Genomic DNA, 12,133 nt, shown 5'->3' with positions numbered 1-12,133 from the left:
ACTAAAAAGTGCTGTACCACCTGGGTGATACAGCACTTTTTAGTTTACGGAAACAAATAACGTTTACGCATATAGATGTAATAGCAGTGATGCTTTACAGGGAAGCGATGATCTTCTGATTGATCGCTACGTAGTCATCGTTCTTAGCAGTTTTTGCCAGTTCGATCGCTTTTTCAGCAGAAGCTTTTGCTCCTTTTTTATCACCGGCTTTAGCCTGGATACGTGCTTTCAGTGTAGCGATCCAGAAAGCGGTCGGATTTTCTTTGATAGCTTCGTCTACCCATGTCAGCGCCTGTTTCAGGTCGCGGTTTGTTTCATAGTAGTAAGAAGCTGCCTGGAAATAAGGTTTTTTATCACCTTTCATAGCAGCATCCAGCTGTGCCATCACTTTGGTGTCTACATCCGCTTTCAGAGGAACCGCAACTACGGTTTTATCCCAGATCAGCAGCAGCTTGGCTTCACTTGCAGTGATATCATCGAAAGTGATCATGAAGTTTTCAACGGGATGAGCCAATGCGTGGGAAGATACCTTTACGCGAACAACGTCATTCTCAGGTTTGTAAGCAGCAGGGCTGGTTACATCCAGGCTTTTTGTCAGGATCACGGTCCATTCAGTCTTACCAGGGATGGTCAGCAGACCGTATTTACCAGCTTTCACTTCGGTGCCACCGAAGGTGATATCATCGCCGAAAGTGATGGTAGTAGCGTTGTTAGCACCTGTTCTCCATACTTTATCATAAGGAACGAGATCACCCATGATAGTCCTGCCTTTCATAGCAGGGCGGGAGTAATTTACTTCAACGAATGACAATGCAAAGTCCTGGTGAATGGTCTGTCCAGGGCTGGGAGCTGGCATTTTTACCTGCGCAAATGATAACTGTGCGCTCAGTAGCAGAGAGCCGGCGGCCAGATAACGAAATAAAGGTTTCATATCAACTGGTGGTTTAATTTGCTGCAAATATGAGTCTTCTTTATCATTCTGGCAACCCACTTATCATTCAATCAGCCCGTTTCTGAAAGCATGCATCACCAGGCCAACGATGTTCTTGGCGCCGGTCTTTTCCAGCAGCTTCTGGCGCAGGCCTTCAACGGTACGGGGGCTCAGGAATATTTCCTTGGAGATCTCCTGGGTTGTAAATTCGTTACAGATAAGACGGAGTACTTCCAGCTCACGGTCAGTCAGCTGGACTTCGTTACGGAAGGTAGGTTTGAAGTGTTGCTTATTTTTGTGCATCACCTTTTTGAGGAGGGCGAGGTTTACATTCTCATTGAAGTAAAAGCCCTTTTCGTAGGTGGTGCAGATAGCTTCGTATATTTCTCCGGGTTCAGCGTTTTTGAGCAGGTAAGCGTTGGCGCCGTTTTCAATGAGGTGTACGATGAAGTTATCGTCTTCATACATGGTAAGCACGATCACTTTTACGTTAGCATATTTTTCACGCACCTTTTTAGTGGCCTCAATGCCATCCATATTGGGCATTTTCAGGTCCATCAGTATAACGTCAGGCTGTTGCTCTTCCATTATCTGCAGCAGATGCACCCCATCTTCAGCTTCAAATACAACACTTATATTTTCGTACGGGGTGAGGGTATTAATAACGCCACTACGGAAGATCTTATGATCGTCGGCAATGGCCACCTTAATGTTGTTCACCATAGGGGGAGGCTGTTTAAGTATTTTATTAGATTGTCCCTTGCTTACAGCATAATAATGCTCACCATGACGGGATCTGTGGTCCCAAAGTCATAGGATGAATCGACTGCTCAGCAAGGACAAAGCTAGAAAAAATCGTCTTATTCCTCAGGTCTTTGGAAATTTTCCACTCTAATTTCAGCATTTGTACCGCAGTTTTCACCGGGCAGGTACCTGATATTACCGCCGATAACGTTCAGCCGGCTCTCAATATTCTTCAATCCAAGGCTGCCGGTTTTCTGACGGGAATTGTCCAGAGAACGTAGCAGTAGCCCGTTACCGTTGTCAGTTACGTTGATCTGTAATATGTTAGGGGTACTTCTGTAAGTAATTTCTATCTGGGTGGCCTGGGCATGTTTCAGGATGTTGTTGATGAGTTCCTGTACAACACGGTAGATGTTCAGGGCTTTTTCAAGATCCACTTCCTGCGGTCCACCTTCATCTTTAAACAGGATTTTTACCTGTTTGTTCTTATTCATCAGGTTGCAGAAAGAGTCGAGTGCTTTGGAAAGTCCGAGGTTTTCGAGGGCCTGGGGATGCAGGCTCTGTGAGATGAAGCGGAGATGCTGTATGATCGTATCTGTAAAATCTTTTGTTTCCTTTAACTGCTCCATTTCTCCATTACCGGTCTTCAATAAAGGTTGTAGTTGGTTTAGATTGAGTTTCAGTACGGATAACTGCGCCCCCACTTCATCATGGAGGTCTTCGGCAATGCGTTTGCGTTCCTGCTCCTGGCCCTGAAGGATGGCCATCAGCCGTTCTTTCTGTAATTGCAGATCTTTATCACGGATAGCAAGTTTGTGTTGTATAACCTGTTTCTGCTGGAAAATTACCAATACTACTACCAGGATGCTTAAAAGCAACATCACTGCCGTTCCGATGATAACTAATTCTGAAATATTCATAGCCGGATTCTTTTTTCTTTCACGAGGCCAATATATAAAAGAATTAATTGGATAATACCTGCAATGAAGGTTATGGCGAGAATAGAATCGGATGTACTTTTTAATAGTACTGTGCCGGTGAACAATCGGAGATTATAACTTAAGCAAAATAGGAAAAAACCACAATGATAAACAAACAGGCCTCCGTTGTACCAGAAATCGGGCAAAATATTGACAAAAATGGATTTCTTGATTAACTCTTCGTCCCTCAGTAACTGCCAGAAAAATATAACTCCGTATGCCATTTTAATGAATGTCTCGGTAGAGATCGCATATGAATTGTATGCTAGAGAGCCCTCAAACCAGATATAATCGAGAATAACTACCGCGAGTGTCAGCGGAACCATAAGTTTAATGACAATCTTGACAAACGGATATTTAATCACCTCATGAAAATAGCAGGACAAGATTACAAACTGGAGAAAGAACATCGAATTGTAAAACCAAAGATTGTTTTTCAACAGGTATGCCAGCAGAATGGTTCCAATACCGGAAACAACGCTGAGGATCAGGTAATAGTAGACCCATTTTCCACTTTTCTCAAGCTTGTCAGAGTGAATAATAAAGGGGATCAAAAGCAAGCATTCGATCCCCAGCATAATGTAAAAAAAAATGATTTGAATGTACACTTAATTTGGGTTTAGTTAGATTAACCACTCATGGACAACTTGCAGGACAAGGTAAACCGCCATCAAGTGCACCACCCTCGTCATCATCCGCGCCTTTAGCGGCAGCAGATGCCGAAAATGAATTTGCATCTGTCGTTTCCTTCTTCTTTTTGTAGAGGATGTTCTGGCCATTTTTGTCAACGGCGTAAATCACCATTTTTTTGTCATCAATTCCGTCATTGTCAGTATCCTCGCCGTAGTAGATGCGTAATCCTACAACGTCTTCCTGACAGGAAAGAAGCTCCAAGAATTTTTCTTTTCCGAAGAAGTAAGCCTGGATGAAATCTTCATGTCCATGTTGCTTTTTTTTCCTCTTCATGTAATTGTCCCTCATTCTTTCGGCTTCCTTCTTGGAGACAAAGGCGCCGGCGTCTGGGGGGAAGTGTTTAGGTATCTCCATAATTGTGCTGTGGTTTTTAAGTTGGTGGTAAAATTATTATAAATAATCACTTGACAAAGCAGGTACGTATATAACATCTTTGTACCATGTAGTGTTTTGATAATATATTAATGTGTTGATTATTAGTGTTTTGATCCGTTTTTATCCATTTTAGGAGCCACACACTAACGTAGTAAACTACAAAAAATACGTAGAACTACGTATTCTTTGCAAACAGTACTTTAACGCTTGTCTGACGTCCATAACTTATGAATCTTTGCATAGTGAGTTAAAGCTAAACTCTTTACCTCACGCGAACATAGTAAATGGGCCTTTCTACCCATGTTTGTTCTTCCTTTACTAGTCAATGCAGAAAAAATAAAGCGGCTACCCATATCGGCCAGAATGTGGTTAAGTGTGTTAACCCCTTTCTTTTAAACTTTAAAGCTATGTGTTACCTGTTAATTGGAAACATCTCTGCATTGATCTCGGATGATTGTACAGAACCTTTGGTAGATGCATTTTTACGTGTTTATTTACCAGATGGGTGTCATCCAGTAGGAGCTCACCCCAAGAGAAACATATTTAATGGTCCCGGTCAGCTTACAGGGGGACAGGTCGAGGCAAAGAAGGATCGCTTACTTGCTGAGACCCGGTTGGATGAGATGGGAAATTATACGCTGACCTGGGAACAACTACATTTATTTACGGAGCCACTTGAATTTGACATTTGTTTGCGCCATATGCCTGAACAGGCAGACATCAGAGGGATGGAATCCCATTACCATCTGGGAGTTACGGTGCCAAACTGGAAACGTTCAGGACAACAATATGTTGCGGCTTATGCATACATCCTGCCAGTTGAAAGCTGGCGCCAGATAAGGGCCAATTATGGTACCTGGGTAATCGCAGGAACAGTAAGGCGATTACATGCCAGAGAGGGACAATCACAATTAAAAGTAGAAGCGTACAATGCCGGAAACCATCGCTTATTGGGATGTGCGCATACCGATGAAAAAGGTCGGTATCAACTCCGGTTCAGCAGAAAACAACTGACCAGCAGGCTTATGCTGGTCGGTGAACGCCGGAACATAGAAGGTCCGGATATTTATTTTAAAGTGTACCGGGATAAACAGCTGCTCTGGGAAGAAGAAGCCCAGGTAGCTACAATGCCGGAACGAAAAGGAGTGAGCGCCTGCAGCATGATCAATATCATTATGCAGGACGTTGTACTCAAAAAGACATCAGGCTATGTACCCGGTTGGTTGAGCAACTGGGCAGTGCTGGGAAGGAAATCCTCACTGGTAGGTCATTAAAGAGACAAGGTACTACTTAACCTATATTCCGGTACTACACACCCTCAATACTTAAGTTTGGTGACCCGCATACACACACATTCGGTAAAAACAGCTACCCCTTTCCAGTTCCCAGGGTAGCTGTTTTTTTATGCCCTAAAAATTAGTCTTGGCAATCAGAGATGCCCTATCAGCATTTACAAAGTCCATCGGAATAATACCAAATCTGCCATGCGTATTGCTGGTAAAGTAAGTATTGAGCCTTGGGTTGATATTGCCGGATACCGTAGTAATGCTCGGTATACTGAAGATCAGTGATTTGTAACCACTGGTGAAATTGATGTACAGTACATTGTTGCTCTGTGTGCTTGCTTCTGTGAACAGTGTGTTGATGTTGTTCCATTTTGCATTGTTGTCAGGCACTACATACTGGTCCTGGATCTTCAGGTTAGCATTGCTGTTGTTGATAGTGAATACAGTGTTATCTCCCCATGCAGTAGCATCGATACCCTTAGGCGTACTGGTAGCGCCAAACCTTCTCAGTAATACAATCTTTCCTCTTACCTGTCCCAGTGTCGGGATAGTAGCGCCTGTATGCCAGAAGCTGGAATACTGCTGTACATAAGTGTCAAACGTCTGCTCGAAAGTCCTGGTGTTGTCAGTAGCATCGTACTCTTCTTTCACGCTCATCACAATGGTTTCTCCCGGATGGCTGGTCAGGAAGCTGGTACAGGCCAGTAACACGTCGTTAAAGTTCATGTTCTGGTAAATAGAACCGTGGTGGATGGCAAAGGCATTGCCAATGTGGCGGCAACGGATGTCCAGGAAACGAACGCCTGCTTCCAGTTGGGCGGCGATGGTCAGGTCCTGGCATTTAGCAGTACCTGATACAGGCTCAACGCGGGCGCCACTGTCGTGTGTACCCGGAATGGACAGGGAAGCAATGCTGCTGTTGTCCGGAAGACTGGTCATCCAGCTGTTCATAGACACAGCTGCAGCCTGGGTTGTAACGGCTACTGAGTTGTCGGCTTTCAGCGCCGGTGCTACAGTTTCGTCTTTCGAACAACCGGAAAAAAATACAGCAGTCAACAGGAGACCTGCAATGGGCATGAAACGTTGTGTGTTCATAGTGGAGGTTTAGGTTTAAAAGGTTTTATAGGTCGTGTTTTACGGGTTCTCGGCATACGGATCAAAACAGCCTGCACATATATATGACACGCGAGATAACGGGCCCAACTATCGGAAAAAAGGAGTTAACAATACGGTAATAATTGAAGGATAGTCTGTCGAACGGACCAGGCCTTCAGTGTAACTACCCATCATCGGGTGGTTGCGCTGAGGGCCTTTTTATTGTTGCTTTCCGGTTTATTCGGCCTTGAAACCTGTCCTAAACAGGGTGCTTTATCTCTGATTTCTTATATACAATCCCTTATAAACTCATATATAACCCATATATAACCCATATCTTTTAAGTATGGGTTATATATGGGTCATATATGGCTTATATATGGGTTATATATGGGTTATCTCCCCGAATGCAATAGGATAGGGCCCTTACAAGGATTATATAAAATACTTGTTTTGTTAGTTATTGGTAATAAAGGTGGTTCACATTATGGATGGCTGTTATAATATGAGTCTGAGGGGGATTTTTGCCCGAAAGAGGTCTGATGTAACCCGGGACAATTGGACATCATTTGTGGTAATTGGGCTGGGGTAGGAGTCCCATTGTTCTCCGGAGACATTATCCGGAATAACGTAGTCAGAACCGCGGGTGAAACCTTTGCAAGGTATCCCTCAAAAACTCCCTGTCCAGGTGTGTATAGATCTCCGTAGTGGTAATGCTTTCATGCCCCAGCATCTCCTGTACGGCACGCAGGTCGGCGCCGCCTTCTACAAGGTGTGTGGCAAAGGAATGGCGGAAGGTATGGGGTGACACCTGTTTTTCAATGCCTGCGGCGGCAGTAAGGTCTTTGATCACCAGGAAGATCATGACCCGGGTCAGTGCGCTGCCCCGCCGGTTCAGGAAAAGGATATCCTCCTGTCCCTTTTTTATGGGTACATGTACCCGTATCTCGTCTTTGTAGATATTGATATACTTGATAGCATCCGGGCCGATAGGTACCAGGCGTTCCTTATCGCCTTTACCCACTACACGGATGAAGCCAGCGTCAAAATGTAACTGGGAGATCTTCAGGCTAACCACTTCGCTGACGCGAAGGCCGCAGCTGTACATGGTTTCAAGGATAGCCCGGTTACGTTGTCCTTCGGGAGTACCGGCCTTTACCTGTGCAATGATCTGCTCTATTTCATCAAAGCTGAGTATATCCGGCAATTGTCGGCGTGTTTTAGGGGCTTCGATCAGCAGGGTAGGGTCCTGGCGGATGATATCTTCCAATAGCAGGTAGCGGTAGAAAGCTTTGATGCCGGAAATGATCCTGGCCTGGGAGGTGGCGCTCATACCCAGGTTGGCGATCCACTGCACACAGGCCTGTAGCTCAGACAGTGTTAGCTGGTCGGGTGGCAGTTGTGAACCGACCGACTGCAGGTATTGTACCAGCTTCTCTACATCGCGGATATAGGCTTCAATGGAATTGGCAGACAGGGATCGCTCCAGCTGGAGATAAGCTTTAAATCCTTTCAGGTATATGTCCCACATGGCAGGCAATTTACACAAAAAAGGCCCTCCCAAAGCAATGGGAAGGCCTTTCGTATCTTTCACCGGCTATCAGGTGCCGGCAGTTCAATTAGAATTTTTCCAGACCGGAGAAGAAGAAGCTGCCTTCGATCTCTGCGTTCTCATCAGAGTCAGAACCGTGAACAGCGTTGCGGCCTACAGACTCAGCGTACTGCTTGCGGATAGTACCTTCTTCTGCATTGGCAGGGTTGGTAGCACCGATCAGTTTACGGAAGTCTTCCACAGCATTGGCTTTTTCCAGGATAGCTGCCACGATGTGACCGCTGCTCATGAATTCAACCAGTTCGCCGTAGAAAGGCCTTTCTTTATGCACAGCATAAAATTCACCTGCTTTCTCAGAAGAGAGCCTGGTCATTTTCATTGCCACGATACGGAAACCGGCAGCGTTAATTTTCGCCAGAATGCCACCAATATGCCCATTTTCAACGGCATCGGGCTTAATCATTGTAAAAGTTCTGTTGTTCGCCATATATTTAGATTCCTAATTAACTAATTTTGGGCGCAAATGTAACCAGAATTTGTTTAGTGATGAAAAAAAAGAGAACTTCGCACTTCATTTTTTGGCAAAAAAACGGTTATATTTTATTGTTCATATAAAAGCAGGCATGCCTGTATACTTAAAGGTTAAGAATGAAGAGGATAGAGGAAATTAAGCCCTTGCTGGAGACCCCTAAAAGAGTGGTAATAACAATGCATCAGAAACCAGATGCAGACGCAATGGGCTCATCACTGGCCTTATACCATTATCTCAGACAGAAAGGTCATGATGTAACTGTTATTTCCCCTACTAATTTCCCGGATTTCCTGATATGGATGCCTGGTGCAAAGGAAGTAATTGATTTTGAATCGATGCAGGAGAAGGCGATGAAAGCACTGGAGGGCATAGACCTGCTGTTTTGCCTGGACTTCAACGCGCTGTACCGCACGAAAAGTATGGAACCATACCTGACACAGCTGAGCTGCACGAAGATCCTGGTAGACCATCACCTGGAGCCACAACCGGTGTTTGATTACGGTATCAGCGATACTACGGCGGCTTCCACTGCCCAGCTGATTTACGAGATCATCTATAAACTGGGAGACGAGGCTCTGATCAATGAAGATATGGCCCAGTGCATTTATGCGGGTACCATGACAGACACAGGTTCTTTCCGTTTTACCTCCACCTCTGCGAGAGTACACCGTATGGTGGCTGATCTGTTTGACCGCGGTCTTAAACATGAGATCATCCACTCCGCGATCTATGACAATTTCCTGGAAAACCGCCTGCGCTTCCTGGGGCATACCCTACTTAACCGCATGGAGGTATACTATGAATATAATACAGCCATGATGGCCATCCCGTATACGGACCTGAAGCGTTTTGACCTGCAGACCGGCGATACAGAAGGGGTAGTGAACTTCCTGCTATCTATCCAGGGTATTAAGCTGGCAGCGCTGATCATAGACCGTCATGCGGAAATAAAATTATCTTTCCGTTCCAAAGGTGATTTTGATGTGAACACGTTCGCCAGGAAATATTTCGATGGTGGCGGCCACTTCCACGCCGCCGGCGGCCATAGCTCCGAGACCCTTGAGAAAACCGTTCAACATTTTATTGAGGCCATTAAAGAGAACGAGGAGCAGTTACAATAAGTTATTCAATCCTACTAATACAGTCAAATGAAAAAGAACAAACAGTTGTTAGTTGCAGCATTGGGCCTCTTTCTGGCCAGCTGCGGTGCCGGTGGCTCTAAAAAGACACCAGGTGGCGTAGACTTCGTTGTTCATAAGTCAGGAACAGGTGCGCAGCTGAAGCTGGGTGACACTGTACTGCTGAACATCATCCAAAGTCTGAACGATTCCGTACTCGTAGAATCCCGCAAGATGGCCGGAGGTCCCGTACCTTTCGTTATCTCTAAATCCGTGAACAAGTACGACCTGATGGACGGTCTGGCTATGCTGAAAGAAGGCGATAGCGCTACTTTCTCTATTCCTATCGATAGTCTGCCTGAGCCTCATCCACCATTCGGTAAAAAAGGTGATAAGCTGAATGTGACTTTCATCGTAGTAGGTAAATATGCAGCTGCTGAGCAGAAAGCAAAAGATGAAAAGACCATCAAAGAATATATGGATAAAAACAAGATCACCGCAACCCCAACTCCTGAAGGCGTTTATGTAGCCGTTAAGGAAGAAGGTACCGGTGCTCAGCCTAAAGTAGGCGATACCGTTTATGTACACTACACCGGTAAACTACTGGATGGTAAAGTATTTGATTCCAGCCTGGATTCTACTCTGAGACCAGGTATGAAGATCGAGCCTATCAAATTCCCTATCGGTCGCGGTTTCGTGATCAAAGGTTGGGATGCTGGTATCGCTGCCCTGAAAAAAGGTAGCAAGGCAACGCTGATCATTCCTTCTACTTTAGCTTACGGTTTACAGGGTAGTCCTCCGGCTATTCCAGGTAACTCTGTACTGGCATTCGATGTTCAGCTGGTAGATGTGAAAACTGGCGCTCCTGAAGCTCCTGCTGCTCCCGCTGCACTGCAGCCTGGTAAGAAATAATCAATATTACCGATATTGAAAACGGCCGTTCGCCTTTGGCGAACGGCCGTTTTTGTTAGGGGGCGGGGGAAATCGTTTGAACCGGGGTTGTCACCCACCCGGGTGGGTGACAACCCCGGGCTACAAGCAAAACGGCTCCTGGTGGAGCCAATCTGTGCGAATGATTGTGTATTGTTATTTGTGATATCTATTCTTCTATTCCTTAATAACCATCAACCATTACCTCGTACATTTTTACCTTCAGTTCTTCCAGCGAAATATCCTGCACCAGGTTACCATCCTCGGCATAAGAAATAGTGCCTCTTTCTTCTGAAACAACAATCGCAAGGTTGTCGCTGTGCTCCGTAATGCCTACGGCAGAACGATGACGTAAACCGATGCGGGTAGGGAGGTTGGGGTTCTCTGATACAGGCAGTATCACCTTTGCCGCCAGTATTTTATTGCCGACAATGATCAGCGCACCATCGTGCAGCGGACTGCCCTTACAGAAGATACTCTCCAGTAGTTTAGCGTTGATGTTACTGTCGATGGCGATACTGGAGGCAGTGTCAAACTTCACACGATAAGTATTGGCAATCACGATCAGTGCTCCTGTGCGACTGCCGGCCATGCGGGCTACAGCAGTGATCACTTCGTTGATGATATTTTCTTCTTCCTTATAACTCTTGAACTTATCAGGCAGGAACAGTTTCGTGAAGAAACTGTCTTTGCTGAGCGGCGCTTTCTTGCCTAATACCAGCAGGAACTTCCTTATTTCGGGTTGGAAAATGATGATGATAGCGATCAGTCCGACGTTGATGAAACTCTGCAGCAGCGTAGTGAGTATCGGCATCTGCAGGCGCTGTACCACGAAGTAAGCCAGGTATATGATTAAGAGTCCTACGAAGATATTGAAGGCCAGGCTACCTTTCAACAGGCGGTACAGTTGCACTACCAGGAAGATCACGATCGCCAGGTCCAGTATATTTAACCAGTGGAAACGATAACCGTAAAAACTAAATAAGTTCTCCATAGATCGTAAAAATAGCGAATATTTATCAGCTAAAGTGTCTTCATATATTGCGTGATCTTCACTGCTTCCATCGCTGCTTTAACGTCATGTACACGTAGGATGTGGGCGCCCTGCTGCAAAGCAAGTGTATGCAATACTGTTGTGCCGTTCAGCGCTTCTGCAGGAGTAGTGTCCAGTAATTTATAGATCATTGATTTCCTGGAAATGCCCACCAGCAGCGGGCAATCCAGCATATGAAATACGTGCAGCTTCTTCAGCAGCGTATAGTTATGCGCGATGGTTTTTCCAAAACCGAAGCCGGGATCGATGATGATGTCTTTGATACCTGCCTGCAGGCATTCCGTACGTTTGCGGATGAAGTAATCCAGTACTTCCTGTGTCACATCTGCATAGTCGGGCCGTTGCTGCATGTCGGCAGGAGTGCCTTTCATATGCATGGCGATATAGGGTACCTGCAGGCGGCCTGCGGTTGGGATCATGTTCTTATCCAGATCGCCGGCACTGATATCATTGATGATCGCTGCGCCCGCATGTATAGTCTGTTCTGCTACATTCGCGTAGTAAGTATCGATAGAGAGGATGGCCGCTGGGTAATGTTCCTTCAGGATCCTGACAGCAGGCAACAGGCGTTCCAGTTCTGTATCAGGACCGACGTCGATGGCGCCAGGACGGGTACTCTGCGCACCGATGTCCAGGATCTGTGCACCATTGTCCAGCAGCTGTGCCGCTCTTTCAAGAATGAGATCAATATGCTGCGTTCTGCTGCCGGCGAAAAAGGAATCTTCCGTGATGTTAATGATGCCCATTATAACTGGTTTGGACAAATCCAGTAATGAGCCCTGACAGTTGATCGTGCCGGTATATTCGCCGTTCTTCCCTTCCATAGTATCCATTTGCATTTTA

At 45.6% G+C, this 12,133-nt stretch carries 13 protein-coding genes; 4 read left to right on the top strand and 9 right to left on the bottom strand.

What is annotated here, in order from left to right; translation table 11 throughout:
- Window positions 1–94: 94 nt before the first annotated feature.
- From CLV42_RS26010 to CLV42_RS26000, 3 genes are all read right to left on the bottom strand, one after another.
- Window positions 95–931 carry a DUF2911 domain-containing protein gene (locus CLV42_RS26010; protein ID WP_106604862.1) on the bottom strand — a complete coding sequence of 279 codons (837 nt, stop codon included), beginning with the start codon at window positions 929–931 and terminating at the stop codon, window positions 95–97.
- A 63-nt stretch (window positions 932–994) separates the two neighbouring features.
- Window positions 995–1,654 carry a response regulator transcription factor gene (locus CLV42_RS26005; RefSeq protein ID WP_106604861.1) on the bottom strand — a complete coding sequence of 220 codons (660 nt, stop codon included), beginning with the start codon at window positions 1,652–1,654 and terminating at the stop codon, window positions 995–997.
- Window positions 1,655–1,791: 137 nt separating this feature from the next.
- Window positions 1,792–2,595: a sensor histidine kinase gene (locus CLV42_RS26000; protein WP_106604860.1), complete on the bottom strand. Its 804-nt coding sequence runs from the start codon at window positions 2,593–2,595 to the stop codon at window positions 1,792–1,794.
- 428 nt (window positions 2,596–3,023) lie between these two features.
- Here CLV42_RS26000 and CLV42_RS33740 point away from each other — a divergent pair, with 428 nt between their 5' ends.
- Window positions 3,024–3,278, top strand: coding sequence for a hypothetical protein (locus CLV42_RS33740; RefSeq protein ID WP_146154481.1), 255 nt, complete (start codon window positions 3,024–3,026; stop codon window positions 3,276–3,278).
- Window positions 3,279–3,291: 13 nt separating this feature from the next.
- Here the strand turns inward: CLV42_RS33740 and CLV42_RS25990 are convergent, their stop codons facing one another.
- On the bottom strand, window positions 3,292–3,702 hold the full coding sequence (locus CLV42_RS25990) for a hypothetical protein (protein ID WP_106604858.1): 411 nt from the start codon (window positions 3,700–3,702) through the stop codon (window positions 3,292–3,294).
- A 428-nt stretch (window positions 3,703–4,130) separates the two neighbouring features.
- On the opposite strand from CLV42_RS25990, the gene CLV42_RS25985 reads away from it, so the two are divergent.
- Entirely contained in the window at window positions 4,131–4,997 is an 867-nt protein-coding gene (locus tag CLV42_RS25985; RefSeq protein ID WP_106604857.1) for a hypothetical protein, read from the top strand.
- Window positions 4,998–5,132: 135 nt separating this feature from the next.
- Here the strand turns inward: CLV42_RS25985 and CLV42_RS25980 are convergent, their stop codons facing one another.
- From CLV42_RS25980 to CLV42_RS25970, 3 genes are all read right to left on the bottom strand, one after another.
- Window positions 5,133–6,104 carry a phosphatidylinositol-specific phospholipase C gene (locus CLV42_RS25980; protein WP_106604856.1) on the bottom strand — a complete coding sequence of 324 codons (972 nt, stop codon included), beginning with the start codon at window positions 6,102–6,104 and terminating at the stop codon, window positions 5,133–5,135.
- A 634-nt stretch (window positions 6,105–6,738) separates the two neighbouring features.
- Window positions 6,739–7,635 (bottom strand): site-specific tyrosine recombinase XerD, encoded by an 897-nt coding sequence (xerD, locus tag CLV42_RS25975; protein WP_106604855.1) that lies wholly within the window; start codon window positions 7,633–7,635, stop codon window positions 6,739–6,741.
- 88 nt (window positions 7,636–7,723) lie between these two features.
- Window positions 7,724–8,143 (bottom strand): nucleoside-diphosphate kinase, encoded by a 420-nt coding sequence (locus CLV42_RS25970; protein ID WP_106604854.1) that lies wholly within the window; start codon window positions 8,141–8,143, stop codon window positions 7,724–7,726.
- Window positions 8,144–8,304: 161 nt separating this feature from the next.
- On the opposite strand from CLV42_RS25970, the gene CLV42_RS25965 reads away from it, so the two are divergent.
- On the top strand, window positions 8,305–9,309 hold the full coding sequence (locus CLV42_RS25965) for a DHH family phosphoesterase (protein ID WP_106604853.1): 1,005 nt from the start codon (window positions 8,305–8,307) through the stop codon (window positions 9,307–9,309).
- Window positions 9,310–9,336: 27 nt separating this feature from the next.
- Window positions 9,337–10,218 (top strand): FKBP-type peptidyl-prolyl cis-trans isomerase, encoded by an 882-nt coding sequence (locus tag CLV42_RS25960; protein ID WP_106604852.1) that lies wholly within the window; start codon window positions 9,337–9,339, stop codon window positions 10,216–10,218.
- Window positions 10,219–10,420: 202 nt separating this feature from the next.
- On the opposite strand, the gene cdaA is transcribed toward CLV42_RS25960, so the two are convergent.
- Together cdaA and folP are read right to left on the bottom strand one after the other, a co-directional pair.
- Window positions 10,421–11,230 (bottom strand): diadenylate cyclase CdaA, encoded by an 810-nt coding sequence (cdaA, locus tag CLV42_RS25955; RefSeq protein ID WP_106604851.1) that lies wholly within the window; start codon window positions 11,228–11,230, stop codon window positions 10,421–10,423.
- Window positions 11,231–11,259: 29 nt separating this feature from the next.
- Complete coding sequence (gene folP, locus CLV42_RS25950; protein WP_245901736.1) at window positions 11,260–12,129, bottom strand: dihydropteroate synthase; 870 nt, start codon at window positions 12,127–12,129, stop codon at window positions 11,260–11,262.
- Window positions 12,130–12,133 lie beyond the last annotated feature (4 nt).

The organism is Chitinophaga ginsengisoli (genome assembly GCF_003014595.1).
Lineage (GTDB): Bacteria > Bacteroidota > Bacteroidia > Chitinophagales > Chitinophagaceae > Chitinophaga > Chitinophaga ginsengisoli.
The sequence above is the reverse complement of the archived record's forward strand: the minus strand, read 5'-3'. Positions and strand labels throughout refer to the sequence as shown.